The sequence below is a fragment of the Arthrobacter zhangbolii genome, from assembly GCF_022869865.1.
GTDB classification, from domain to species: Bacteria; Actinomycetota; Actinomycetes; order Actinomycetales; family Micrococcaceae; genus Arthrobacter_B; species Arthrobacter_B zhangbolii.
Genome location: NZ_CP094984.1, coordinates 1,186,526 through 1,211,070 on the forward strand (window position 1 = coordinate 1,186,526; position 24,545 = coordinate 1,211,070).

Genomic DNA, 24,545 nt, shown 5'->3' on the forward strand with positions numbered 1-24,545 from the left:
CAGTCCCGGCCGGTATGCTGCGAGCTTCCATCTCACCACCGCTGCGGCACCAAACCTACGTCCCGGGCGCATTCCGTTTCTGGGATACCAGACACTGCCCTAGACTCAGCCCATGTCCGCCAGTTATTCCCGCGTCCAGGTCCCGGCGGCGGCGCAGGTCCTGTCCATCCTCCGCTACCTTGGCCGGCAGGCCGGGCCGGTCAGCGCCGGTGCCGTGGCCAGGGATCTCTCCCTGCCCCGTTCCACTACCTATCATCTGCTTGCCGCGCTGGTGGCCGACGGTTTTGCAGTGCACCTGCCGGAGGAGAGCAAGTATGCGCTAGGTGCCACCGCCCATGAACTGGGCACCGGATACGCCCGGCAGGCGCCTCTGCAGCGCATCGGGAGATTTCCGTTGCGGAAGCTCGTCACCCGCACCCGGGCCACGGCGCATCTGGCGGTGCTGCAGGGAGCCGACGTTATCTACGTGATCGAGGAACGTGCGCCGCGGCAGCCCCCACTGGTGACCGACGCCGGGGTGCGGCTTCCGGCCCACCGCACCGCCAGCGGGCGGGCCATGCTGGCCCCGATGAACCAGTCCCAGCTGCGGGCCCTGTATCCGGAAGCGGACGTGATGCGGTCCTCCCGCACGGGGGGTCCCTCCCTGAGCGGACTGCTGGAACAGGTGCGGGAGCGCGGCTACGCGTGGGAGGAGGACGAGGTCTCAGACGGCTTCTCCTCCCTGGCCGTACCTGTCCTGGACCGTGCCGGGCATGCGGTGGCCAGTGTCACGGTGACGGTGCCCACCCGGCATGCCGTGCCCGGGCCAAGCGCCCTGCCCGACCGGCCCGGCCACTCCGCCCCCGCCGGACACGCTGCCCCCGCCAGGTCCGTTTCCGCCGCCCCGGCTGCCGCCGTCGAGGCCCTGGCGGAGGAATACCTGCCGGAACTGAACCGCTGCGCTGTTGAAATCTCCCGGCGGCTCGGCGCCCCTGCCGGACCGTAGCGGCGGGGCGCTGCCCGGAAGCCCGGCAATCACGGGCACCGATCCCCGGAACGGGTGCTGTCTGGTATCCCAGAAAGCGATGGCTCCGGAGGCGGCATGGGAAAGCCCGTGGGCTACGGTCTGGCTATGGCAACCACATCCGATCCGGACCGGCAGGTCAGTGCACCCCGGGGTACCCGTCTCACTGCGAAAAGCTGGCAGACCGAAGCGCCGCTGCGCATGCTGATGAACAATCTGGACCCCGAGGTGGCGGAACGGCCGGCGGACCTGGTGGTCTACGGCGGTACCGGGCGCGCAGCGCGCAGCTGGGAAGCCTATGACGCCATCATCGCGACCCTGTCCACCCTGGCCGGGGATGAGACGCTGCTGGTTCAGTCCGGCAAGCCGGTGGGTGTCTTCCGCACCCACGAATGGGCCCCGCGGGTGCTGATTGCCAACTCCAACCTGGTAGGGGACTGGGCCACCTGGCCCGAGTTCCGCCGGCTCGAAGCTGAAGGCCTGATGATGTACGGGCAGATGACTGCCGGGTCCTGGATCTACATCGGCACCCAGGGCATCCTGCAGGGCACGTATGAAACCTTCGGTGCCGTGGCCCGCAAACTCTTCGGGGATGGCAACGCCACCCTGGCCGGAACGCTGACGCTTACCGGCGGGTGCGGTGGAATGGGCGGTGCGCAGCCGCTGGCCGTGACCCTGAACGGCGGAGCGGTGCTGATTGTGGACGTGGACGAAACCCGGCTGCAGCGCCGTGCCGCCAAGCGCTATCTGGACGAGGTGGCACCGGACCTGGACACCGCCGTCGCCCGGGTAATGGCGGCCCGGACCGAAAAGCGGGCGTTGTCCGTGGGCGTGGTCGGCAACGCCGCCGAGGTGTTTGAAGAGCTGCTGCGGCGCCGTCACGCCGGGGAGATTACGGTGGACATCGTCACTGACCAGACCTCGGCCCACGACCCGCTGAGCTACCTGCCGGCAGGCATCCCGGTGGACCGCTGGCACGCCGAAGCGGCAGCGGACCCGGACGGATTCACCAAACAGGCACGTGAGTCCATGGCACGCCAGGTCGCGGCCATGGTGGGCTTCCAGGACGCCGGGGCGGAGGTCTTCGACTACGGCAACTCCATCCGGGACGAGGCCCGCCAGGGCGGTTACGCCCGCGCCTTCGACTTTCCCGGGTTTGTGCCCGCCTACATCCGGCCGCTGTTCTGCGAGGGGATGGGCCCGTTCCGCTGGGTGGCGCTCTCCGGCGACCCGGCGGATATTGCCGTCACGGACGCAGCCATCAAGGAGCTGTTCCCGGAGAACACCCGGCTGCACCGCTGGATCGACGCCGCCGCCGAACACGTGGAGTTCGAGGGACTGCCGGCACGGATCTGCTGGCTGGGATACGGGGAGCGGGCCAGAGCCGGCCTGCTGTTCAACCGGCTCGTGGCCGAAGGCAGGGTCAGCGCGCCCATCGTCATTGGCCGCGACCACCTGGATTCCGGCTCCGTGGCTTCCCCGTACCGGGAAACCGAGGCCATGGCAGACGGGTCGGATGCCATTGCGGACTGGCCGTTGCTGAACGCACTGCTCAATACGGCTTCCGGCGCCACCTGGGTATCGCTGCATCACGGCGGCGGTGTGGGGATCGGCCGGTCCATCCACGCCGGCCAGGTAGGCGTGGCGGACGGCACCGAGCTGGCCGCCCGCAAGCTGGAAACGCTGCTCACCAATGATCCCGGCACCGGAGTGATGCGCCACGCCGACGCCGGATACGCGCGGGCGCACGATGTCGCGGCAGAGCGCGGCATCCGAATCCCCATGAACGAATAGGGTCCGGACCATGGACAGCTCCGGCGTTAACCCACTGCTCGCAGCGATCGCGGACACCGGCCGTGACCGCCGGCGCGGCGGCTACTCCCGTCCGGTATTTTCCACCGCCGAACTGGACCTGCGCAGCTGGTTCACCGCCGAGGCGCAGCGTCGCGGACTGGATACGGAGACTGACCGCAACGGGATTCTCTGGGCCTGGTGGGGGCCGCCGCAGGCCGGGGCACTGGTCACCGGGAGCCATCTGGACTCCGTTCCGGGCGGCGGCGCGTTCGACGGTCCGCTGGGGATCGCCTCGGCGCTCGCGGCCGTCGACCTGATGCGCAGCCGCGGCGTGCAGCCCCGACGGTCACTGGCGGTTGCCGTCTTTCCGGAGGAGGAGGGATCCCGGTTCGGCGTTGCGTGCCTGGGCTCCCGGCTCCTGACCGGCGCCATCGATCCGGATACTGCACGGAACCTGCGTGACGCCGACGGCACCACCTTCGCCGAGGCGGTCCGCGCCCACGGGCTGGACCCGGACCGGCTGGGCCGGGACGAGCAGGCCCTGGCCAGGATCGGGGACTTCGTGGAACTGCACGTGGAGCAGGGCAGGGGACTGGGCGACGGCGGCCCGGCAGTCGCCGTCGGCGGTTCAGTCCTGGGCCACGGCCGTTGGCGGCTGAGCATACGCGGAGAAGGCAACCACGCAGGCACCACCGCGATGGCCGACCGTGCCGATCCGATGGTTGCTGCAGCGCACATTATTGTGGCCGTGCAGCAGGCCGCCGCCGCGGTGGACGGCGCCCGGGCCACGGTGGGCAGGATTTCCCCCGTGCCCGGCGGTACCAACGTCATTGCCTCCCGGGTGGACCTGTGGCTGGACGCCCGGCACCCCCGGGACACCGTCACCCTGGAACTGGTGGACACCATCCACGGCAAGGCACAAAAGATCGCTGCATTCGAGGGCTGCACCGTGACCCTCTCACGCGAGTCATGGACCGGGACAACGGAGTTTGAGCCCATGCTCCGGCGCAGCCTGGAATTCTTCCTGCCCGGAGCCCCGGTGCTGGCCACCGGCGCCGGACACGATGCAGGGATCCTCGCCGGCCACGTCCCTGCCGGGATGCTGTTTGTCCGCAACCCCACCGGCATCTCGCATTCGCCGGAGGAACACGTGGAACCGGCTGACGCGGAAGCGGGAACCGCAGCACTGGCCGATGTCCTTGCGGACCTGCTGTGAGCGGCAAAGCTGCCGGGGTATGGGCTGACCTTCCGGTGGAGCGTTTCTTCTGGTGCGAACAGGCGCTGCTGGGCGGGCGGATATCTCGGGGCGTGCGGGCGGAGGTCGACGGCGCAGGCTGCATCGCCGCCGTCGAAACCGGTACGGCGGCGCGCGGGGGTGACCGGGTGCTGCCCGGGGTGACCTTCCCGGCCGCGTCCAACGCCCACTCGCACGCCTTCCACCGGATCCTGCGTGGGCGCACCCATGCCGGCGGCCCGGGCAGCTTCTGGACCTGGCGGGAGCAGATGTACGCCGCCGCCGCGGTCCTCACCCCGGAGCTGTACGAGGAACTCGCCACGGCGGTGTTCGCCGAGATGGTGGTGACCGGGTGGACCTCCGTGGCGGAGTTCCACTACCTCCACCATCACCCGGACGGCACCCCCTACGCCCCTGCGCACGCGATGGAACGCGCCCTGGCCCGCGCCGCCCTCGCCACCGGCATCCGGCTCACCCTCCTGGACACCGCGTACCTCTCGGGCGGATTCGGCACCGCCCTGTCCGCCGAACAGCTGCGCTTCGGGGATGCCGGCGCAGACGGCTGGCTCACCCGGCTGGCATCGCTCCGCACGGCGTTTGCCAACGACTTCGATCCGGCGCAGATCAGCGTGGCCGCAGCCCTGCATTCGGTCCGCGGCGTCCCGGAGGCCGCCCTGGCCGCGGTGGCTTCCCGCCTGGACCCGGAGGTGCCCCTGCACATCCACCTCTCCGAACAGCCGGCGGAAAACGAGGCATGTCTGGCGGCTACCGGGATGACTCCCACCGGGTTGCTGCATAAACACGGGTTGGTGACCGGCCGGCTGTCGGCGGTCCACGCCACCCATCTGAGCGGGGAGGACATCGGCATTCTCGGCGGGGCGGGAGCCACCGTGGTGCTGTGCCCCACCACGGAGGCGGACCTGGCGGACGGTATCGGCCCCGCTGCCCGGTTGCGCGACGCCGGAGCCGGGATTGCGCTGGGAACTGACCAGCACGCCGTCGTCGATCCGTGGCAGGAGATGCGCGCCCTGGAGTACGGGGAGCGGCTTGGCTCGGGGGAGCGCGGCAGGTTTGCCCCGGCCCTTCTGCACCGGGCCGTTTCCGACGCCGGTGCCCGGGCGATGGGGAGGCCTGCGCCGGGACTCGCCGTCGGAAACGCCTGTGACCTGATGGTGATGGACCCGGCTTCGGTCCGCACCGCCGGAAGCCGGCCGGAGCAGCTGGCGCTGACGGCCACCGCTGCGGATGTGCGTACAGTCGTGGTGGCGGGGCGGATCCTCGCCCGGGACGGACACCACGCCGTGCTGGGGGATCCGGCAGCCCTGCTCGCCGGCGCCCTGGCGGCGGCGGATTCCCTACCCGACCCGCAAGGACGTGCCCGCCCGTGACACCGGCCTCCCTTCTTATTACCAACATCGGCGAGCTGTCCACCCAGGACCACCGCCGCCCGGACCCGGTGCTCCGCAACGCCGCCATAGCGTTTGAGGGTGAGCGGATCAGCTGGATCGGTCCCGCACCGCAGGCGCCGGCGGCGGATGAGGTGCTCGACGCCGGCGGGCGGGCCGGGCTGCCCGGTTGGGTGGACTCGCATACCCATCTGGTGTTCGCCGGGGACCGTAGTGCGGAGTTCGAGGCACGGATGGCGGGGGAGCCGTATGCCGCCGGAGGGATTGCCGTCACCACCGAAGCAACCCGCTCGGCGTCGGACTATGACCTGACCCGGCTGCTTATGGCCAGGGCGGCCGAAGCGGCCGCGGGCGGCACCACCTACCTGGAAACCAAAACCGGTTACGGGCTGACCGTGGAGGAGGAGGCGCGCAGTGCCAGGATCGCGTCCACCGTGGCGGACACGGTCACGTTCCTCGGCGCACATCTGGTTCCGCCCGGAGCCGATCCGGAGGAGTACACGGAGCTGGTCTGCGGACCGATGCTCACCGCCGTCCGCCCCTATGTGCAGTGGATCGATGTGTTCTGCGAGGAAGGAGCCTTCACCGCAGACCAGTCCCGCCGCGTCCTGGCCGCCGGACAGACGGCCGGGCTGGGACTGCGCGTCCACGGCAACCAGCTGGGCCCCGGTGCCGGTGCCGCCCTGGCAGCGGAGTTTGGCGCGGCCAGCGTGGACCACGTGAACCACCTCTCCGACGCCGACGTGGCGGCGCTCGCCGGCACCTGGACCGACTGGGACAGCACGGCCGGCACGGGTACCCCGGGCACTGTGGCAACCTGCCTGCCGGCCTGCGACCTGTCTACCCGTGCGCCGCTGGCCCCGGCCCGCCGGCTGCTGGATGCCGGGGTGCAGGTGGCGCTGGCATCGAACTGCAATCCGGGCACCTCCTTCACCAGCTCAATGAATTTCTGCGTCGCAACGGCGGTGCTGCAGATGGGGCTGACCGTGGCCGAAGCCGTCCGGGCAGCGACCTTCGGCGGTGCTTTGGCGCTGCGGGTGCACACCGGGGAGGACCGGGACGGCGCCAGGGCGGTGGGGTCCCTCGCCGTCGGGCACCGCGCGGATCTGCAGCTGCTGAACGCGCCCTCGGCTGCCCATCTGGCCTACCGGCCCGGCATGCCCCTGACCGGCATGGTGTTTAGGGCCGGGGAGCCGGTCCGCGGCTGACTTCCGGCGGGGGTGCGTCGCTGACCGGGGCTGCGGGATGCGGGCTGAGGGCGCTTGACGCACCGCCGGCGAATCGAGAAGTCACAAATTACCGTTTTTACGGACGAAACCTGTAAATCGTGCCGTTTCGATTCCCGAAACGGTAAATCGTGCCTTTTCGATGCGGGTCTGACCCCTTCCGGCACAATGGAGTCCATGCGCGCTGCCTTCCCTTCCGCGCCGGACGGTTCCCTGGACCCCCGGGCCCGCCGGATGCTGGTTTTCGAGATCCTGATTGTGCTGGGGCTGTCCCTGGGCCGCTCCGGCGTCTACGCCGTCGTCGAGCTGATCGAGAAGGCCACCGAAGCGCCTCTTGGTTCCCAGACCACCACACTGAACCCGGTGCTGGATGAACAGCCCTGGTTCGACCTCACCTACCAGCTGCTGGGCATTTTTTTCTCCCTGCTTCCCGTGGCACTGGTCCTGTACCTGCTGACCGAGCCCGGGAAATCAGCGTTCCGGCGGATCGGCTTCACCTTCGCCCGGCCCGTGCACGACTTCCTGCTGGGCGCCGGACTGGCGGCGCTGATCTGTGTAGGGACCCTGGGTGTCTACGCCGCCGGCCGTGCCCTGGGCATCACCACGGCATTGGTCCCCGCCGCACTGGATACCTATTGGTGGACGCTGCCGGTCCTGATTCTCTCGGCACTCAGGCACGCGGTGCTCGAAGAGGTGATTGTGGTGGGCTACCTGTTCCTGCGCCTGCGGCAGCTGGGCTGGAGCGCGCCGGCCATCATCCTCACCAGCGCCCTGATCCGGGCCAGCTACCACCTGTACCAGGGGATCGGCCCCGGGATCGGCAACTTTCTGATGGGGCTGATCTTCGGTTTCGTGTACCTGAAAACCAAACGGGTTATGCCACTGGTGATCGCCCACGCGCTGGTGGACATTACCGGATTCGTCGGTTTTGCCCTGTTCGGGCCGGCCATCGGAATAGGGAACTGACCCGCCTGCCCGGTCCGGGCACAAGCTGCTGGTATGGTGCAGCACAACCCCCGCCGATGAGGAGTCCCATGCCACCGCTTCGCCCCCGCACGGATCGGCCGACGGCGGCTCTCGGCGGACGGACCTGGGCGGCACTGGTGATACTGGGGCTGACCGGCCAGCTGGCCTGGACCGTGGAGAACATGTACCTGAACGTGTTCGTCTACAACACCATCACCGACAACCCCACCGTCCTGGCGGGGATGGTTGCCGCCAGCGCCGTGACCGCCACGGTTGCCTCCCTGCTGGTCGGCTCCGCCTCGGACCGGTTGCGCCGGCGGCGGATCTTCATTTCCACCGGCTATGTTCTCTGGGGCGGCTGCACCGCCGCGTTCGGGTTCATCTCCGTGGATGCCGCCGCTGCGCTGGGGCCGGCGCGGGATGCCGTGGTGCTGACCGTCGTCGCTGTGGTGGCGTTGGACTGCCTGCTCTCCTTCTTCGGCTCCGGCGCCAACGACGCCGCGTTCAACGCCTGGGTCACCGATTCCACGGTGCCGGCCAACCGGGGCCGCGTGGATTCGGTCCTGTCGATCATGCCGCTGCTGTCCATGCTGGTGGTCTTCGGCGCCCTCGACGGGATGACGCGCGCGGGCATGTGGCAGGAGTTCTTCGCCGTCATCGGGCTGACAACGGCAGCTGTGGGGGTGTTGTCCTGGTTTCTGGTCCGTGAGCACCCGGACGCTGCCCCGGGGGCGGAGAACTACCTGCGGTCCCTGGTGCACGGCCTGCGTCCCTCAGCGGTCCGGGACTCGCCCGGGCTGTACCTGGTTCTGGCGGCCGCCGCCGTGCTGGGCATCGCAGCGCAGATCTTCCTGCCGTACCTGATCATCTACCTGCAGCGTTTCCTGCGGATTGAGAATTACGCCCTGCCCCTGGCCGTGGTCCTGGTGGCGGCTTCCGTTGCCAGCGTGGCCGGCGGGCGGCTGATCGACCGGATCGGGAAAATCCGTGCCATCCTGCCCGCCGCCGGAGTCATGGTGGTTGGTGCGGCCGGTATGTTCTTCGCCCGCGGCCAGGGACCGGTCATGCTCGCCGGGACGGTGATGATGGCCGGGTTCCTGCTGGCCACCGCCGCAGTGATGGCCTCGGTCCGGGATTTCACTCCGCCCGGACGGGCCGGTAACGTGCAGGGCCTGCGGATGATCTTCGCCGTAATGATCCCCATGGTGGTGGGGCCGTTCATCGGCTCGGCGGTGATCATCGGGGCCAATGAAACCTATCTGGACCTCGGAGTGCTCCGCCAGGTGCCCACCCCGTGGATTTTCCTGGCCGCCGCCGCAGTGGCCCTGCTGACCATAGTGCCGGTGTATTTGCTGCACCGGCTGAACACTCTGCACGACACCCAGCACCCGCCTGCCGCCGGTACGGCATCCGGGCCGGCAACCGGGGCCGGGCAAAAAACTGCCGAAAAGAAGGAGAACACAGCCCAGTGACACTGATGACCGAGTGGGGAACGGACCTGGATCCGGCCGCCGTGCTGCAGGAATACCCCCGGCCCCAGCTCGTGCGCGACAGCTACCTGAACCTGAACGGGTACTGGGAATACGCCATCACTGCAGGCGGACGCGAAGAGTCGCCGGAGGCGTGGGACGGGCAGATTTTGGTGCCGTTCTCCCCGGAGGCACCGCTGTCCGGCGTCGGCCGGCAGCTGCAGCCTTCGGAGGCGCTCTGGTACCGGCGCACGTTCATCCTGCCCGCGGACTTCGCCGGGGACACAGGCTTGGCGGGGGAGCGGGTGCTGCTGCACTTCGGCGCCGTGGACCAAAGCTGCACCGTCACGGTCAACGGTGTTCCAGTAGGCGGGCACGACGGCGGCTACCTGCCGTTCAGCCTGGACGTCACCAAGGCGCTGGCCGGGCAATCCGGCGCAGAGCAGGAGCTCGTGGTCCGGGTGCGGGACATCAGCGACACCGGCTACCACAGCCGCGGCAAGCAGAAGCTGGACCGGGGCGGCATCTGGTACACGGCGCAGTCCGGCATCTGGCAGACCGTGTGGCTCGAATCGGTGCCCGGAAAATCCATTGGGGGATTGGCCCTGGTGCCGGATCTGGACTCGGTGACGGTTACCGTGCAGGTCAGCGATGCCGGTACGGCGGGCACCGCCAGCACCGGGCATGGCAGTATCGAGGCCGATGCGGCGGGGACGGGCTCCGGCGCCGCAAACGGAGGTGAATCCGAGGACACCGGTTCCGGAGTGGCCGGTCCCTCCGAAGCCGGAACCCCGGCCGGGGGAGCGGACCTGAGCAGTGCCGGAGTGGCCGTGCCCTCCGAAGCCGGAACCCCGGCAGGCGGAGCAGACCTGAGCGCCGAGATCACCGTCTCCGCGGCTGGACAGACTGTGGCGCGCGCCGTCGTCGTCCCCGGTGTTCCACTGCGCCTTGCCATTCCCCACCCGCACCTGTGGACCCCGGAGGACCCGTTTCTTTATGACGTTCAGGTGCGGCTGCTCGACGGCGGGCGCGAAGTGGACCGGGTACAGAGCTACACCGGGCTGCGGACCTTCGGCATGGGTCCTGACGCCGCAGGGCGGCTGCGGTTGCTGCTCAACGGCCACCCCTACTTCCATGCCGGGCTGCTGGACCAGGGTTACTGGCCGGACGGGCTGTACACCGCGCCGTCGGACGCCGCGCTGGCTTCCGATATTGAACGGGCACGAGACCTGGGCTTCACCATGCTGCGCAAACACATCAAGATTGAACCGTTGCGCTGGTACTACCACTGCGACCGGCTGGGAATGCTGGTCTGGCAGGATCTGGTCAACGGCGGGACCACGTACCGGCATTCGGTGGTCACCGCTCCTGCCGTGGCAGGGACGCACCGGCGGGATAACGCGTATCTTGCCTTCGGCCGTGATGAGGAAGCCGGACGGGCCGAGTTCCTGGCGGAGATGCACGGCACGGTGGAGCTGCTCCGCAACACTGTCAGCCTGGCCGTCTGGGTGCCCTTCAACGAAGCCTGGGGCCAGTTCGACGCCAACGCGGTCACCGCGCAGCTGCGCCGGCTGGATCCCACCCGCAGCATCGACCATGCCAGCGGCTGGCATGACCAGGGTGGCGGCGACATGAAAAGCCTGCACGTCTATTTCCTGCCGTTCCGGTTGCGGAAAGCCTGGCTGCGAGGCAGCCGCGCCGTCGTCCTCTCCGAATACGGCGGCTACAGCCTGCGCATCCCCGGACACACGTTCAATACCAAGGAGTTCGGCTATCGGAGCTTCCGGACCAGGCAGGCATTGCAGCGTGCTTACCGCCGGCTGCATACCCGGCAGATCGAACCGGCGGTGGCGCGCGGCCTCGCGGCCACGGTCTATACCCAGCTCACCGACGTCGAGGACGAGGTCAATGGGCTGCTCACCTATGACCGGGCGGTGCTGAAGATCGACGCCGGGACGCTGCGGGAGGTTAATGCCCGGCTGATCCGTGCTGCGGGGCAGTGACCGGCGGGTTTTCTGCTGCGGTCCGTGACAATCGACCGGTTTGGGAAATCCCTGCCAGTTTGCGGCGGAGGGAATTCCCAAAACGGCAGGGAATTCCCAACCGGCAGAGAATTCAGCGCTGGCGGCGGGTTGGAGACAGGCCAGCTTGGATCAGCCGGTGGACCAGGCTCTCCGGGTGCTGCGCCGGCATGCGGATATCGCGCCAGGACCAGCGGACAAAAGCGACCCCGGTTGCACGGATGGCGTCTTCCCGGCGCTTTTCCTGCATCAGCGTGTCCCACGACGGAGGGAGTACGGATCCGTTGGCACCGTACTTCACTGCACCGTCGAATTCTCCGACCACCCGCTGGTCCTTCCAATAAAAATCTGTTCGGAAGCGACCCATTGAAGTAAGAAATTCATACTGAAGCTCCGGAACCGGAAAACCATGGCGGTGCAGAACTGCACGTGAATACGATTCCCCGGGGGACTCGGACCGGGGGTCGGCAAAGTCGATTACGCGCCGGGCCCTCGTCTGTTTGGCCATGTCGGGCAGGTTCCGAGCCAGTTTTTCCAGCTCGTCTTTGTTCGTGGCTGGGCGGCCGTGCACCAGGTGCGGGCGCAGGACACTGTCCATAGCCGGAACCGAGTGCTCGAAAGCCAGATACACGGCCATGTCCAGGGCGGTCTGTGCACGGGAGGTCAGCGACATTCCCTCCACAACATCGAGCGGCTCCAGCAGCTTGCGTTCCGTCCAGTGGAGACCGCCCCGGCGCCGGCCGTGGGAGGACGGGGAAGCCAGCAGTAGCACCTCAGGTGGTGAATCGATCACCGGTAGCCCCCAAATGACGGCGGCGGACTGCTGGACGAGGACGCGTTGCCCGGGCACCTGTTGTGATGCTGCCTGGATACGTACCCGCTCTTTTTCCCAGGCACGGAGCTGTCGCCATACCTCGACGTCGATATAGATCCCGGCACGAAGCCTCACCAGTTGCCCCGCCCGGCACTGCAGGGCAAGGGAACGGCGGCCTGAGCCGAAGGAATCGGCGTCAGCCGCGAAGATGAGCTCGGGATTCACGCCTTCAGGGTGGAAGGGCGGTGGCGTAGATGCGAGCGAACCAGGCTCAAATGTGGAAAACCTGCGGCTCGGAGAGAGAATCTACCGGTTTGGGAAATTCCTGCCACTTTGCAGCGGAGGGAATTCTCAGACCGGCAGGAAAACCCCAAACCGGCAGCAAAACCCCGGAGCTAGATCTCCACCCGGCCGTTGGCGGTGTCGAAGGTGACCGACATGATGCCGGGCGTGCCGGCCGGAGCGATCCAGGTGACGTCGACGCCCTCCAGCGGTGCCTCCACCGGGTGGCCCAGCCAGTCAGTGACCCGGGCAGCCGACCCGGCGATGGTCAGCGAATTCAGTTTCACCGAACCGGGCATCCCGGGCAGGGCATTGGAGGGGTGCAGTGCCTCGGTGCCGTCATCCCAGCGCAGCAGGTAGGGCACCTGGGGATCCGCGATCAGGCCGTTGATGCCGATCTGGCGCCAGGTGAGTTCCTGGCCATCAGGGAATTTGCGGTTGCCCGGCACTGACGGGCGGCCCAGGCGTTCTTCGAAGGGCGAGAGGTCATCGACTGCAACGCACCACCCCATCCAGCCGCCTCCGCATTCGGAGCGCTGGCGGACGGCCTGCCCGAAGGGCGCCTTGTCCGAGGCAGGGTGGTTGAGCACCTCGACAACTTCCACATATTGGTTGTTGGCCAGGGGCAGGATCATATTGCGGGTACCGAATCGGGGGTGGACGCCACCCTTTACGAAGTCGGCTCCGAGAGCAGCAGCAATCCTCTCGGTGGTGGCCAAAAGACCGTCGGATTCACAGGCATAAGAAACATGGTCCAAGCGCATGCGGCTCATTGTGGCACGTTGTGATGCCCGTCTCGACTAAGGGAAGCCTAAGAAGAAATCCAGTTGCCTCAGGACACGAAATCTATACACGGGGCCGGTTATTTTTTCACGAAAAGTCACGAAGGTTGCGCATCCTCAGCGGATCAGTTTTTATGGGTGCAGGTCATGAGTGCCAGCAGATAGCCCCGGCTTGCTGGCCGGCAACCCTCCAACCGCGGTGGGGTGCCCCGGGTGAAGACCTGGCCGCACGCCAAAAGGGCGTCCGGCAAGCGCGGGTCCCACAAACCCCACCGGACATCCGGCGTACCCGGATGTTCCCGCGAAGGTAGTGTGCGGCCCCTGGAATGAGGGAGCATCATGAGTGCAGATTGGTCTTTTGAAACCCGTCAGATCCACGTAGGACAGGAGCCCGACGCCGTCACCGGCGCCCGCGCCCTGCCCATCTACCAGACATCGTCCTTCGTCTTTCCCAGCGCCGAGGCAGCCGCAAACCGGTTTGCCCTGGCCGATCTTGAACCCATCTACACCCGGATCGGAAACCCCACCCAGGAAGCGGTGGAGAACCGGATCGCGTCCCTGGAAGGCGGGGTCGGCGCACTGCTGCTGGCCTCGGGACAGGCCGCGGAAACCTTCGCCCTGCTGAACGTGGCCCAGGCCGGTGACCACATTGTGGCCAGCCCCAGCCTGTACGGCGGCACGTACAACCTGTTAAAGCACACGCTGAAGAAGTTCGGCATCGAGACCACCTTTGTGCAGGACCCGGATGACCTGGAGCAGTGGCGCACCGCGGTGCAGCCCAACACCAAGGCGTTCTTCGGCGAGGTGGTGTCCAACCCGCGCCAGGACGTACTGGACCTTGAAGGCATCAGCGCCGTGGCACACCAGGCCGGGGTGCCGCTGATCGTGGACAACACGCTCGCCACGCCGTACCTCATCCGCCCCATTGAATGGGGTGCGGACATTGTGGTGCACTCGGCCACCAAGTACCTCGGCGGGCACGGCACCTCCATTGCCGGCGTCATCGTGGATTCGGGGAACTTCGACTTCGCGGCGGACCCGGAGAAGTTCCCCGGCTTCAACACACCGGATGAGAGCTACAACGGGCTGGTCTACGCCCGGGACCTGGGGGTCGGGAGCCCGCTTGGCGCCAACCTGGCCTTCATCCTCAAGGCACGTGTGCAGCTGCTGCGCGATCTCGGCTCGGCGGTCTCACCGTTCAACGCGTTCCTTATTGCCCAGGGCCTGGAAACCCTCAGCCTGCGGGTGGAGCGGCACGTGGCCAACGCCGTCGAGGTTGCCAACTGGCTGGAGGCGCACGACGACGTCCTGTCCGTTGCGTACGCGGGCCTGGAGTCGAGCCCGTGGTTCGAACGCGGACGCAAGTACGGCCCGCGCGGAACGGGGGCCATTGTGTCCTTCGAGATTGCCGGGGGAGTGGAAGCAGGCAAGCGGTTCGTGGATGGTTTGGAACTGCACTCCCATGTGGCCAACGTGGGTGACGTGCGCTCGCTGGTCATCCATCCGGCCTCCACCACGCACAGCCAGCTGGGAGCCGAGGCGCAGCTCGCCGCCGGAGTCAGCCCCGGGCTCGTGCGGCTCTCCGTGGGCATCGAGCACATTGACGACATCCTCGCGGATCTCGAGGCCGGCTTCCGGGCCGCCAAGGGCGCGTAACGGGGCACCGTGACTATTCGGCATTCTGCACCGCAGTACCCCGCCACCGCCGTGGACGGGGTGCTGCGGTTCGCCTCGATCGGCGGACTTGAACTGGAAACCGGCGGATACCTGCCCGACGTCGTCCTCGGGTATGAGACGTGGGGCCAGCTGAACGCGGACGCGAGCAACGCCGTGTTTGTGGCCCACGCCCTCACCGGAAGCACCCATGTGGCCCGCGGGCACACGGATGAGCCCGGCTGGTGGGATGAGCTGGTGGGGCCGGGCCGGCCCGTGGACACCAATCGGTTCTACGTGGTCGCGGCGAATATGATCGGCGGCTGCTACGGCTCCACCGGCCCGTCCTCGCTGGACCCGCAGGGCCTGCCGTGGGGCTCACGGTTCCCGCTGGTTACCATCCGTGACGCCGTGCGGGCCGAGGCACGGCTGGCGGACCGCCTTGGCATAGCCCGTTGGCATGCCGTGCTGGGCGGCTCCCTGGGCGGGGCGCGGGCGCTGGAATGGGCGGCCACGGAACCGGACCGGGTGCAGCGCTGTGCCGTGATCGCGGCAACCCCGGCCAGCACCGCCGAACAGATCGCCTTTGCGCAGGCGCAGATTGCCGCCATCCGGCTGGACCCGGACTTCAGCGGCGGCGATTACTACAACGGGAACCCGCCCCTGGCAGGCCTCGGCCTGGCCCGGCGGATCGCCCACATTACCTACCGGTCCGAACCGGAGCTCGAATACCGGTTCGGGCGCAGCCCGCAGGAGGACGAGAACCCCTTCGGCGCCGTTTTGCCCGCTGAACGGGGCCGATACGCCGTCGAAAGCTACCTCGACCACCAGGCCGGCAAGCTGGCCGGCCGTTTCGACGCCAATACCTACCTGGTCCTGACCGAAGCGCTGATGGGGCACGACGTCGCCCGCGGGCGCGGCTCGCTGCGCCAGGCCCTGGCGCGGACGACGGCGGAATTCTTTGTGGCTGCCGTGGAATCAGACCGCCTCTACTTTCCACAGCAATCGGCCGACCTCGCTGCGGCGCTGCCGCGCGGCACACAGGTGCATTTGATCCGCGCCCCGATAGGGCACGACGGTTTCCTCACCAACGTGCGGGAGATCGCCGGCCCGCTGCAGGCAGCCTTCTTCGCCTAGCGGAACGGTGGAACGCCCGGCACCGCCGGAGGCAATCCCTGCCGCGGACGCTCGGTACCGGAATTCCTCCCTTGCCAACGGGTCCTGTCCGGGCGAAAACTCTTCCCATGACAGACCGCATCCACCTTTCCGGACGTGCCCGGTGCTCACCGCAGGTGCTCTGGCACACGCTCGTGGACAACCGCGCCGCCTGGTGGCCGGACATGGACTTCGCGCCCCACCCCGGCGCCCCGCTGCAGGAGCGCTGGATGGAGGACGGAGTGGAACACATTTCACGCGGAACGGTCCTGGCCGTAGCCCCGGAGAAACTGCTCTCCTTCCGGTGGACGGCCCCGGACTGGGAGGCACACACCGTGGTGAGTTTTGAACTGATCCCGGCCGACGACGACGGCGGCGGCAGCGGGGGCGCGACGGACGTCGCCGTCACCGAAAGCGGGTTCTCCGGGCTGAAATCCGGCCCGGAACTTTCCGAGGCGCACCGCGAAGGCTGGGCGTTTCACCTGGCCAACCTGATTGAGCAGGCGGAGAAGTGAACGTGAATCAGGCGCGGGCAGGTTAGCCTTGGCGCCATGAGTGAAACAGCGGATGCCTCCAACCGCCGTCCGGGCCGGGCAGCGCGGATCCTCAGGGCATCCGCGCTTCCGCTGGTGGCCGGAGTGCTGGTGCTGACCGGAGCAGTGCTGGCCGCGACCGGGACAACGGAGTCCTTCGGCTGGTTCTCCTACGCTCCGCTGCAGGAAGGAACGCAGGCAACAGGCGTGGGACCCGGAAGCCTGCTGGTGCTCACCGGCAGAATGCAGCTGGGCTATCTGCTGATCGGCACAGGCCTGGTTGCCGCCGCCTTCTGGGGCGGGTTCCGGCTGGGACGGCGGCCCGGGTCCGCCCGCAGTACGCGTCGTCAGGACCCGGCACCGCAGGACTAGTCTTCCGTGTCGGAGCCCAGGGGCATGGGGGCACCGAACATGGGCGCCGCGTCCGGCCGCTTGGCGGAGATGCCGTCACCGGAAGACTTATGCCGTACCCGGCGGACCACCCACGGGAACAGGAATTCCCGGGCCCAGACCAGGTCTTCGGAGCGGGCCGTCCGCCAGTTCTTGGGCGGCAGCGGCTTGTTCTCCAGCGGTTCGAGCGTATGCGGGACATTGAGTGTATCCAGGACCATCGCGGCGATGGTGTGGTGTCCGAGCGGTGAGAAGTGCAGCCGGTCCGGCGCCCACATCTGCGCGTCGCTCAGCTCTCGGAGTGCCCACATGTCAGCGATTACCGCATCATGCCGTGCAGCCACGGTCCGCAGGTTCTCGTTGTAGATGGCGACCCTTCCACGCACGCTGCCGATAACCGGCGTGCTGCCCAAATCCGGGCCGGTGAACAGCACCACGGTGGCCCCGGTGCCGCGCAGCCTGGCGATGGCGCCGTCCATGCGTTCGGCGAGCTTGTCCGGATCCCCTCCGGGCCTGATCACGTCGTTGCCGCCGGCGCAGATGGTGATGAGGTCCGGTTTCAGGGACAGCGCAGGTTCCAGCTGTTCGTCAATGATCTGGTTCAGCAGCCGGCCGCGAATGGCGAGATTGGCGTAAGCGAAGTCCGGGTGTCCTGCCGCGAGTTCCTCGGCTACACGGTCCGCCCAGCCGCGGTTCCCGCCGGGGCTGTCAGGATTCGGATCCCCAATGCCCTCTGTGAAGGAATCTCCGAGTGCCACGAACCGGCTCCAAGGATGAGGCGGGACCTCCGGTGTGGCAGATTCAGCCTGGATGTCCGGGGTATGCGGTGTCGAATTTGTACTCACCGGTCAATACTCGCAAACGGGGTCCGGGCTACGCGACCGTAGGTTGCGCATTCCGGCCGCGGGGACCAAAAGTGCCAGAATAAGGAAATGACTGAACCGAATCCCGTAGTCCTCTGGTCCAAGCCCGAAGCCGAACGCGCCGGCACGCCGCTCCTTGTGCTGTTCCACGGGTATCTGGCCAACGAAGAGGACCTTATGGGGCTGGCGGACTATCTGCCGGAGGACTTCACCATCGCATCGGTGCGGGCCCCGCAGGCCATGGGACCGGGATACACCTGGTTCCCGCTGATGAGCGACGCCGACTACAGCGTGGAATCCGTGGTGGACTCCGTGACTGATGTATCAGCCTGGCTCGACGGCGTCAGCGGCGCCCATTCCAGTGTGAGCCTGCTCGGATTTTCCATGGGCATGGCCGTAGCCACCACCCTGCTGCGGCACCGCCCGCAGGACTTCGCCGCCGTCGTCGGCCTCTCCGGTTTTGTGGTGCCCGCTGAGGAGAATCCGTTCTTCCATGACGGGGAGCTGGCGCAGCACAAGGTGCCGTTCTTCTGGGGCCGGGACCAGGCTGACCCGGTTATCGATCCGCAGCGGATCGAATACACGCATGCCTGGCTCAACGGGCACACGGCTCTGACCAAGATTCTTTACTCAAACATGGGCCACGGCATCAACATGCAGGAACTGGGCCATGTGAAGGAGTTCCTGGCGCACACGGTGCTGCGCGGCGCGCAGAAAGCCTGATCGGGCCGCCGGGGCGGGACATCAGCCTTCGCGGGTAATCCGGACCGTCTCGCCGTTCACGGAAACTTCGTCGCCGGCGTGCAGCTGGCGGCCGCGGCGCTCTTCGATCTCGCCGTTTACCTTCACCAGCCCGTCCTCGATGAGCTGTTTGGCATGGATGCCGTCCTCTGCCAGATTGGCGAGCTTGAGCAGTTGGCCCAGGCGGATCATGTCGTCACGGATGGGCAGGTCTTGGGCCTCGGTAGAACTCATGCCTCCATTCTGCCCGACTTCGGCTGCCGCCCGGCGCAGCACCCCTGCCGCCCGGCGCAGCACCCCTGCCGCCCGGCGCCGATGCGCCCCTGCCGCCCGGCGCCGATGCGCCGGCTGCGGCATGGCGGCGCCGGGGACGGCGGGAGGCAACGGTAGGGTGGTCGGGTGCCAAATGCTGTGCGGATGTCCCCGCTGATCGGTCTGCCCCTGTCCCTGCTTGCCGGCGTCGCCATTCCCTCCCAGGCCCGTGTCAACGGTGCCCTGGGCGAACGCCTGGGCGACGGCCTTGGCGCCGCGCTCATCAGCTTTATCGTCGGGCTTGTGGTGATGGTGGTGATCAGTGCGGCCCTCCCGCGCGGACGTGCCGGCGCAGGCCAGCTGATTCCCGCCCTGAGGGAACGGCGTTTCCCGCGTTATTACGTGCTGGCCGGAATGATCGGCGGGTACTTCGTCCTGTCGCAGACCCTCACCGTGGCGGTTCTCGGCGTGGCTGTGTTTACAGTGGCCACCGTCGCAGGACAGACGCTGACCGGACTCGTGGTGGACCGGCTCGGGATCGGGCCGGCGGGGAAGAAGGCGCTGACCATCATGCGCGTGGTGGGCGCAGTGCTGACCATCGCCGCCGTGGCGTGGGCAGTCAGTCCGAAACTGGGCGCCGGGACAGAGCCCTCTGAATGGCTGCTGCCGGTGCTGCTGCCCCTGACCGCCGGCATGCTGATGAGTTTCCAGCAGGCCATGAACGGCACCACCGGAATGCATTACGGCACGCCGATCACGGCGACCCTGGTGAACTTCATCTCCGGCACCGTCCTGCTGGCAGTGCTCTGGGGCATCAAAGTAGCGGTCTCCGGGCTGGGAAACCCGCTGCCCACAGAATGGTGGCTCTACCTGGGCGGACCGCTGGGCTGCGTTTTCATCGGCGTGGGCGCCCTGCTGGTGCGCAGCCTGGGCGTCCTGCTGACCAGCCTGGGCCTGATCGGCGGACAGCTGATCGGCTCCCTGCTGCTGGACATCGTGTTCCCGGCACCCGGGTCCACCGTGGTCGCAGCCACCGTGCTCGGAACGCTGCTCACGCTGCTGGCCATCGTGGTGGCAACCCTGCCATGGAATATGCCCGGCGCACGCCCGTGGCGCTCCAGAACACCGCGCTAAGGATTGCCTGTTAACAGCAGGGGCCACAGCGGTAGAGACAGCCGAACAGGCTGATCCGGCACCGGTAGCGGGCTTTTACGGTCGTGACCTTAAGCTGGTATCTATAGGTTTTGCCCTCCACAGGCTCCCGGACGTTCATTCGAGCGGGGACACGCGTGGCAGGGATCAGAAGCGGACCGCACCCAGCGGCCTGCGCGACACGAAAAGAACGGCGGTACCATTCCATGGCTTCGACCAAATCCAAGCTGGATCCCATCATCTCCCTGGCCAAGCGCAGGGGGTTTGTCTTCCAGTCGGGTGAGATTTACGGCGGGTCGCGGTCCGCATGGGATTACGGCCCCCTGGGTGTCGAGCTCAAGGAAAACATCAAGAAGCAGTGGTGGCAGCACATGGTCCGCGGCCGCGACGACGTCGTCGGCCTGGACTCCGCCGTGATCCTGCCGCGCCAGGTCTGGGAGGCCTCCGGACACGTGGAGGTCTTCTCCGATCCGCTGGTGGAGTGCCTGAGCTGCCACAAGCGTTACCGTGCAGACCACCTCGAGGAGGCATACGAGGAAAAGAAGGGCCACGCCCCGGAGAACGGCCTGGCCGACATTGCCTGCGCCAACTGCGGCACCAAGGGCCAGTGGACCGAGCCGCAGGAATTCTCCGGCCTGCTCAAGACCTTCCTTGGTCCGGTGGCCAATGAAGAAGGCATGCACTACCTGCGCCCGGAGACGGCACAGGGCATCTTCGTGAACTTCAACAACGTGCTGACCACCTCGCGCAAGAAGCCGCCGTTCGGCATCGGCCAGATCGGAAAGAGCTTCCGCAACGAAATCACCCCGGGCAACTTCATCTTCCGCACCCGTGAGTTCGAGCAGATGGAAATGGAATTCTTCGTCGAGCCGGGCACGGACGAGGAATGGCACAAGTACTGGATCGAAAACCGGTTTAACTGGTACGTGAACCTGGGCATCGACCCGGAGAACCTGCGCCTGTTCGAACACCCGCTGGAAAAGCTCAGCCACTACTCCAAGGGCACCACCGACGTCGAATACCGCTTCGGTTTCCAGGGCAGCGAGTGGGGCGAGCTCGAAGGCATCGCCAACCGCACCGACTTTGACCTCGGCACGCACTCCAAGCACTCCGGCACGGACCTGAGCTACTTCAACCAGGCCACCAACGAGCGCTTCACCCCGTACGTGATTGAACCCGCGGCCGGCCTGACCCGCTCCTTCATGGCGTTCCTGGTGGATTCCTACACCGAGGATGAGGCCCCCAACGCCAAGGGCGGCGTGGACAAGCGCACCGTGCTGAAGCTGGACCCGCGCCTGGCCCCGGTCAAGGCCGCCGTACTGCCGCTGAGCCGCAACGAGGACCTCTCGCCCAAGGCCAAGGACCTCGCCGCGCAGCTGCGCCGGAACTGGAACATCGACTTCGACGACGCCGGTGCCATTGGCCGCCGCTACCGCCGCCAGGACGAGATCGGCACCCCGTTCTGCATCACCGTGGACTTTGACACCCTCGAGGATCAGGCCGTCACCGTGCGCGAACGCGACACGATGGCCCAGGAGCGGGTGAGCCTGGACAAGGTTGAGGGCTACCTCGCGGAAAGGCTGATCGGCGCGTAATGGCTTTGACGTTCCGCGAATGGCGCGAAGACGACGACCTCAAGCTGAACCAGCTCTGGGGCGATCCGGAAGGGGTGCAGGCCGGGCAGTTCCGTGCCGTCCTGCGGCCCTCCTCGGATGAGCCGTGGAGCCGCTGCATTGTGGCCGAGGATGACGGAATTCCGGTAGCGGCCGGGGTGGTCTACGAGACCAGCCTGCACCCGGACCGGCTCTGGGCCTACGTGGAGGTGGCCCGGGAAAACCGGCGCACCGGACTGGGCACCACCCTGCTGGATATGTTGCGCAAGGAAGCCGAAGCCGCGCCGTCGGGCGTCCGGAAGCTGCGGGCCAAGGTGGAGCCGGGAACCCCGGCCGCCGCCTTCGCCGAGGCCGCCGGGCTTTCCCCGATCCAGCGGTCCGCCGTGATTGTGGTGGAGCCGGGCAAGCTCAAGCTGCCCGTCTTCAACGACGACGGTCCCCAGCTGGACGAGGCAGCCACCGGATCGGTGGAACTCACGCAGGCGGTTACCGCGTTCTACAACGCGGTCCACGGCTGGGACCGCGCCGAAATGAGCCTGGGCAAGGCCCAGCAAATGCTGCTCAACGAGGCAACCGGCGCGGCCGGAGCCATTGTCCTGCGGGATAAGCCGAAGAAGGACGGCGGAAAGATCGCAGCCTTCGCGGTGAGCTACACGCAGGAACGCACCGACGAGCCGGCCGATGTGCTGGTGGGCTATGACACGGAGCTGGACGACGCCGAGGCGCAGGCCGCGGTCGAGTCACTGATCGCGATGCTGGCCTACCAGTACCCGGTCCAGCTGGAAGTGGATGAATCCATGACCGCCGTGGTCCGCGCGCTGGAACCACTGATCAGGGCGGGTGTTGCCCGGCAGGCGGGCAGCGAGACGCTGATCCTCAGCGACTAGGGCGCTCAACAAAGAGGCGGTTCCGGCACGGTATTCACGGTGCGAGCCGCCTCTTTTGCATGCCAGGGAGCGTCAGGTATTCAGCCGCCCGGACAGTGCATAAAGCACGGACGAGGCCACGTCCTCGACGGGCCTCTCCGGATCAAAGACCAGCCAGTCCAGGGCCCCCATCAAGGTTGCCCCGAAAACACTGCCGGCAATCAGGGTCAGGCGGTCCGGCCCACCGGCGTCCACCGCATTCCAGCCGCCGGTCTGCCGGATTGGTTCAACAAATTCGGCCAGCGCCTCCTGCCGGAGCAGATGCAGGGAGTGCTGCCAGGTGCGGTCGGTCCGCAGGATTTCCGCGGCCATCAGCTTGGCCAGCGCCCGGTTCTCGGAAAGCAGCTCCAGCAGCGCCCGCACCATGGACTCAATGGCAGTCCACCCTTCCAGACCGCTGCGTGCCGTGCGCAGGCACTGCGTCAGTGCGCCCACGCCTTCGAGCAGGAGGGTTTCGAAGAGCTTGTCCTTCGCGGAAAAGTTGTAGTAGAGGCTGCCCTTGGCCACCCCGGCGCGTTCGGCAACGTCATCCATGGTGGTGCCGGAAATGCCGTTGGCTGCAGCAAGTTCCAGCGCGGCGTCCAGAATGGCCCGCTTGGTACCGGATTCGCGTGGCATGCGGCAATACGTCCTTAGAACCGATGGAAAACTCTCTCCCTCTGATCTTAGATGCCGCCGCGGCAGGTCCCGGCGCCCGGTGATGCCTGGCTCCGTCAGGGGGCGGGTGCTTCCGCCGGGATGACGGGCGGTTCGAAGGTGAAAGTCATGCCCAGGAGCCAGACCAGCAGCAGCACTATGGGCAGATGGATGGTGAACTGCAGGAAGGTGAATCCCACCAGGTCCCTCGCCCGGAGCTTCAACACGGCGAGCAGGGGGAGCATAAAGAACGGGTTGATCAGGTTTGGCAGTGCCTCGGCAACGTTGTAGATCTGTACAGTCCAGCCAAGATTCATTTGCACGTCGGTGGCGGACTGCATGACGTAGGGTGCCTCCACCAGCCATTTTCCGCCGCCGGAAGGGACAAAAATGCCCAGAATTGCGGTGTAAATGGCGATGATCACGGCAAAGCCGCCGCCGGAACCAATGCTGGTGAAGAACTCGGCCAGGTGCGAGGAGATGGTCATCCCGTTGGCTCCCTCAGCCTTGGTGAGGATGGCGGCCATCGCGGCGTACAGCGGGAACTGCACCAGGATCCCGGCTGTGGCGGGAACAGCCTTGGTGACGGCCTGCAGGAACTTGCGCGGAGTACCGTGCAGCACCAAGCCCAGCATCAGGAAAACCAAAAGGTATCCGTTCAGGCTCGAGATGACACTCAGGAACGGTTTGCTGACGAATTGTGAGATCAGCCAGCCGACGGTCAGCAGGCCCAGCAGCGCGGGCAGGATGCGGCTGTATTCCAGCCATTCGCCCGGACGCTCCCGCTTGGCTGCAGGCTCCGGGGCGTCGTTGAGGTCCACATCCAGGTCCTGCGCCGTGCGGATGGCCAGCCCGCGCGGGGCGGAGAAGTGGGCGATTAGGGTGGTGAGGACAATCAGGATGGCGCAGGTCAGCAGGGACTGCCAGGTGAAGATGGTCTTGCCGAAGTCCAGCACGCCGGTGACCTGCAGCAATGCCGGCGGGATTGAGGCCGTCGTCGCCTGCAGTTGAGCTGCGGAGGAGGAGAGCCCCAGTGCCCACACGGCGCCAAGCCCCATAAACGCCGCAGCGCCCAGTGCCCGGTAATCCACCCGCATATCCTGCCTGCGGGCAATGGCCCGGGCCAGCAGGCCGCCGAAGACAAGGCTGAGTCCCCAGTTCAGGAACGAAACGGACATGGACAGGAACGCCACAAAGCTCACCGCTGTGGCGGCGGTTTGCGGAACCAGGGCAAGCCGGGCGATCAGCCGGGCCACCGGCGGGGACGTGGCCACTGTGTAACCCGTCAGCACCACCATGGCCATCTGCAGCGTGAATGCGGTCAGGTCCCAGAAGCCGTTGCCGAAGGAATCAACCACCGCCTGCGGTGAGGAGCCGTTGAGCAGTGCCGCGAGGGCGACAATAACCACACCGCCCAAGGCAAAGACGTAGGCATCCGGAAACCATTTTTCCGTCCAGCGCGCCATGACCTGGGCAACACGGGCCAGGCCTTTCTCGGCAGGGGCAGCGGTACTTGGGGCAGCGGTGGTCATGGGGAAACCTCGTATCTTCGGTTGCGACAGTGAAACCGATGGGCGGCGGTGCGAAAGCCGGAAAAGTGATGCAGGTCACCTGCACGCTAGGGTGTGCAGGGA

22 protein-coding genes and 1 riboswitch are annotated in these 24,545 nt (G+C 67.1%); of the genes, 16 read left to right on the top strand and 6 right to left on the bottom strand.

Annotated elements, in window-relative coordinates; all coding sequences use genetic code 11:
* Positions 1–112 precede the first annotated feature (112 nt).
* The 8 genes from MUK71_RS05520 (at position 113) to MUK71_RS05555 (ending at position 11,101) form a co-directional block, all read left to right on the top strand.
* Positions 113–985, top strand: a complete 873-nt coding sequence (locus MUK71_RS05520) for an IclR family transcriptional regulator (protein ID WP_227904338.1) — start codon at positions 113–115, stop codon at positions 983–985.
* 126 nt (positions 986–1,111) lie between these two features.
* Positions 1,112–2,797 carry a urocanate hydratase gene (hutU, locus tag MUK71_RS05525; RefSeq protein WP_227928959.1) on the top strand — a complete coding sequence of 562 codons (1,686 nt, stop codon included), beginning with the start codon at positions 1,112–1,114 and terminating at the stop codon, positions 2,795–2,797.
* Positions 2,798–2,807: 10 nt separating this feature from the next.
* Complete coding sequence (locus tag MUK71_RS05530) at positions 2,808–4,013, top strand: allantoate amidohydrolase (RefSeq protein WP_227928960.1); 1,206 nt, start codon at positions 2,808–2,810, stop codon at positions 4,011–4,013.
* Positions 4,010–5,419 (top strand): formimidoylglutamate deiminase, encoded by a 1,410-nt coding sequence (locus MUK71_RS05535; RefSeq protein WP_227928961.1) that lies wholly within the window; start codon positions 4,010–4,012, stop codon positions 5,417–5,419. The genes MUK71_RS05530 and MUK71_RS05535 overlap by 4 nt, the downstream gene beginning before the upstream one ends.
* Positions 5,416–6,645: an imidazolonepropionase gene (hutI, locus tag MUK71_RS05540; protein WP_227928962.1), complete on the top strand. Its 1,230-nt coding sequence runs from the start codon at positions 5,416–5,418 to the stop codon at positions 6,643–6,645. The genes MUK71_RS05535 and hutI overlap by 4 nt, the downstream gene beginning before the upstream one ends.
* A gap of 195 nt (positions 6,646–6,840) precedes the next feature.
* Entirely contained in the window at positions 6,841–7,629 is a 789-nt protein-coding gene (locus MUK71_RS05545) for a CPBP family intramembrane glutamic endopeptidase (RefSeq protein WP_227904343.1), read from the top strand.
* A 68-nt stretch (positions 7,630–7,697) separates the two neighbouring features.
* Positions 7,698–9,101: an MFS transporter gene (locus MUK71_RS05550; protein WP_227928963.1), complete on the top strand. Its 1,404-nt coding sequence runs from the start codon at positions 7,698–7,700 to the stop codon at positions 9,099–9,101.
* A 5-nt stretch (positions 9,102–9,106) separates the two neighbouring features.
* The gene (locus MUK71_RS05555) at positions 9,107–11,101 is read left to right on the top strand and encodes a glycoside hydrolase family 2 protein (RefSeq protein ID WP_227929047.1); all 1,995 of its coding nucleotides are present in this window, start codon (positions 9,107–9,109) and stop codon (positions 11,099–11,101) included.
* Between the two features lie 112 nt (positions 11,102–11,213).
* Here MUK71_RS05555 and MUK71_RS05560 read toward each other — a convergent pair whose 3' ends face one another.
* Entirely contained in the window at positions 11,214–12,158 is a 945-nt protein-coding gene (locus tag MUK71_RS05560; RefSeq protein ID WP_227928964.1) for a hypothetical protein, read from the bottom strand.
* A gap of 170 nt (positions 12,159–12,328) precedes the next feature.
* A complete protein-coding gene (locus tag MUK71_RS05565; protein ID WP_227904582.1) occupies positions 12,329–12,979 on the bottom strand; it encodes a VOC family protein in 651 nt (216 codons plus the stop codon).
* Between the two features lie 161 nt (positions 12,980–13,140).
* Positions 13,141–13,257, top strand: a riboswitch (SAM riboswitch).
* A gap of 79 nt (positions 13,258–13,336) precedes the next feature.
* Here MUK71_RS05565 and MUK71_RS05570 point away from each other — a divergent pair.
* The 4 genes from MUK71_RS05570 to MUK71_RS05585 all read left to right on the top strand — a co-directional run bounded on the left by MUK71_RS05570 (position 13,337) and on the right by MUK71_RS05585 (position 16,710).
* Positions 13,337–14,653, top strand: a complete 1,317-nt coding sequence (locus tag MUK71_RS05570) for a bifunctional o-acetylhomoserine/o-acetylserine sulfhydrylase (protein WP_227928965.1) — start codon at positions 13,337–13,339, stop codon at positions 14,651–14,653.
* A 9-nt stretch (positions 14,654–14,662) separates the two neighbouring features.
* Positions 14,663–15,787 (top strand): homoserine O-acetyltransferase MetX, encoded by a 1,125-nt coding sequence (gene metX, locus MUK71_RS05575; protein WP_423724617.1) that lies wholly within the window; start codon positions 14,663–14,665, stop codon positions 15,785–15,787.
* A 107-nt stretch (positions 15,788–15,894) separates the two neighbouring features.
* Positions 15,895–16,320, top strand: a complete 426-nt coding sequence (locus tag MUK71_RS05580) for an SRPBCC family protein (protein WP_227904348.1) — start codon at positions 15,895–15,897, stop codon at positions 16,318–16,320.
* A gap of 36 nt (positions 16,321–16,356) precedes the next feature.
* Entirely contained in the window at positions 16,357–16,710 is a 354-nt protein-coding gene (locus tag MUK71_RS05585) for a hypothetical protein (protein WP_227928966.1), read from the top strand.
* On the opposite strand, the gene MUK71_RS05590 is transcribed toward MUK71_RS05585, so the two are convergent.
* A complete protein-coding gene (locus MUK71_RS05590; RefSeq protein ID WP_227904584.1) occupies positions 16,707–17,540 on the bottom strand; it encodes an SGNH/GDSL hydrolase family protein in 834 nt (277 codons plus the stop codon). The genes MUK71_RS05585 and MUK71_RS05590 overlap by 4 nt on opposite strands.
* Before the next feature lie 120 nt (positions 17,541–17,660).
* On the opposite strand from MUK71_RS05590, the gene MUK71_RS05595 reads away from it, so the two are divergent.
* Positions 17,661–18,314, top strand: a complete 654-nt coding sequence (locus MUK71_RS05595) for an alpha/beta hydrolase (RefSeq protein WP_227904350.1) — start codon at positions 17,661–17,663, stop codon at positions 18,312–18,314.
* A gap of 21 nt (positions 18,315–18,335) precedes the next feature.
* Here MUK71_RS05595 and MUK71_RS05600 read toward each other — a convergent pair whose 3' ends face one another.
* On the bottom strand, positions 18,336–18,566 hold the full coding sequence (locus tag MUK71_RS05600; protein WP_227904351.1) for an RNA-binding S4 domain-containing protein: 231 nt from the start codon (positions 18,564–18,566) through the stop codon (positions 18,336–18,338).
* Positions 18,567–18,731: 165 nt separating this feature from the next.
* Between MUK71_RS05600 and MUK71_RS05605 the strand changes: the two genes are divergently transcribed.
* The 3 genes from MUK71_RS05605 (at position 18,732) to MUK71_RS05615 (ending at position 22,236) form a co-directional block, all read left to right on the top strand.
* Complete coding sequence (locus MUK71_RS05605; protein ID WP_227904352.1) at positions 18,732–19,718, top strand: DMT family transporter; 987 nt, start codon at positions 18,732–18,734, stop codon at positions 19,716–19,718.
* A 224-nt stretch (positions 19,719–19,942) separates the two neighbouring features.
* Complete coding sequence (locus tag MUK71_RS05610; RefSeq protein WP_227904353.1) at positions 19,943–21,331, top strand: glycine--tRNA ligase; 1,389 nt, start codon at positions 19,943–19,945, stop codon at positions 21,329–21,331.
* Positions 21,331–22,236: a GNAT family N-acetyltransferase gene (locus tag MUK71_RS05615; protein ID WP_227904354.1), complete on the top strand. Its 906-nt coding sequence runs from the start codon at positions 21,331–21,333 to the stop codon at positions 22,234–22,236. Before MUK71_RS05610 ends, MUK71_RS05615 begins: the two co-directional genes overlap by 1 nt.
* A gap of 72 nt (positions 22,237–22,308) precedes the next feature.
* On the opposite strand, the gene MUK71_RS05620 is transcribed toward MUK71_RS05615, so the two are convergent.
* Both MUK71_RS05620 and MUK71_RS05625 read right to left on the bottom strand, forming a co-directional pair.
* A complete protein-coding gene (locus tag MUK71_RS05620) occupies positions 22,309–22,893 on the bottom strand; it encodes a TetR/AcrR family transcriptional regulator (protein ID WP_227928967.1) in 585 nt (194 codons plus the stop codon).
* 95 nt (positions 22,894–22,988) lie between these two features.
* Positions 22,989–24,443 (bottom strand): short-chain fatty acid transporter, encoded by a 1,455-nt coding sequence (locus tag MUK71_RS05625; RefSeq protein ID WP_227928968.1) that lies wholly within the window; start codon positions 24,441–24,443, stop codon positions 22,989–22,991.
* Positions 24,444–24,545: the final 102 nt, after the last annotated feature.

Excerpts from the sequence above, each read along its gene's own strand:
- MUK71_RS05530 (WP_227928960.1), top strand. The coding sequence starts at position 2,808 with ATGGACAGCTCCGGCGTTAACCCACTGCTCGCAGCGATCGCGGACACC.
- MUK71_RS05610 (WP_227904353.1), top strand. The coding sequence starts at position 19,943 with ATGGCTTCGACCAAATCCAAGCTGGATCCCATCATCTCCCTGGCCAAG.
- MUK71_RS05620 (WP_227928967.1), bottom strand. The coding sequence starts at position 22,893 with ATGCCACGCGAATCCGGTACCAAGCGGGCCATTCTGGACGCCGCGCTG.
- MUK71_RS05625 (WP_227928968.1), bottom strand. The coding sequence starts at position 24,443 with ATGACCACCGCTGCCCCAAGTACCGCTGCCCCTGCCGAGAAAGGCCTG.
- MUK71_RS05615 (WP_227904354.1), top strand. The coding sequence starts at position 21,331 with ATGGCTTTGACGTTCCGCGAATGGCGCGAAGACGACGACCTCAAGCTG.
- MUK71_RS05580 (WP_227904348.1), top strand. The coding sequence starts at position 15,895 with ATGACAGACCGCATCCACCTTTCCGGACGTGCCCGGTGCTCACCGCAG.
- MUK71_RS05555 (WP_227929047.1), top strand. The coding sequence starts at position 9,107 with ATGACCGAGTGGGGAACGGACCTGGATCCGGCCGCCGTGCTGCAGGAA.
- MUK71_RS05570 (WP_227928965.1), top strand. The coding sequence starts at position 13,337 with ATGAGTGCAGATTGGTCTTTTGAAACCCGTCAGATCCACGTAGGACAG.
- MUK71_RS05545 (WP_227904343.1), top strand. The coding sequence starts at position 6,841 with ATGCGCGCTGCCTTCCCTTCCGCGCCGGACGGTTCCCTGGACCCCCGG.
- MUK71_RS05565 (WP_227904582.1), bottom strand. The coding sequence starts at position 12,979 with ATGCGCTTGGACCATGTTTCTTATGCCTGTGAATCCGACGGTCTTTTG.
- MUK71_RS05595 (WP_227904350.1), top strand. The coding sequence starts at position 17,661 with ATGACTGAACCGAATCCCGTAGTCCTCTGGTCCAAGCCCGAAGCCGAA.
- MUK71_RS05585 (WP_227928966.1), top strand. The coding sequence starts at position 16,357 with ATGAGTGAAACAGCGGATGCCTCCAACCGCCGTCCGGGCCGGGCAGCG.
- MUK71_RS05600 (WP_227904351.1), bottom strand. The coding sequence starts at position 18,566 with ATGAGTTCTACCGAGGCCCAAGACCTGCCCATCCGTGACGACATGATC.
- MUK71_RS05520 (WP_227904338.1), top strand. The coding sequence starts at position 113 with ATGTCCGCCAGTTATTCCCGCGTCCAGGTCCCGGCGGCGGCGCAGGTC.
- hutU (WP_227928959.1), top strand. The coding sequence starts at position 1,112 with ATGGCAACCACATCCGATCCGGACCGGCAGGTCAGTGCACCCCGGGGT.
- MUK71_RS05550 (WP_227928963.1), top strand. The coding sequence starts at position 7,698 with ATGCCACCGCTTCGCCCCCGCACGGATCGGCCGACGGCGGCTCTCGGC.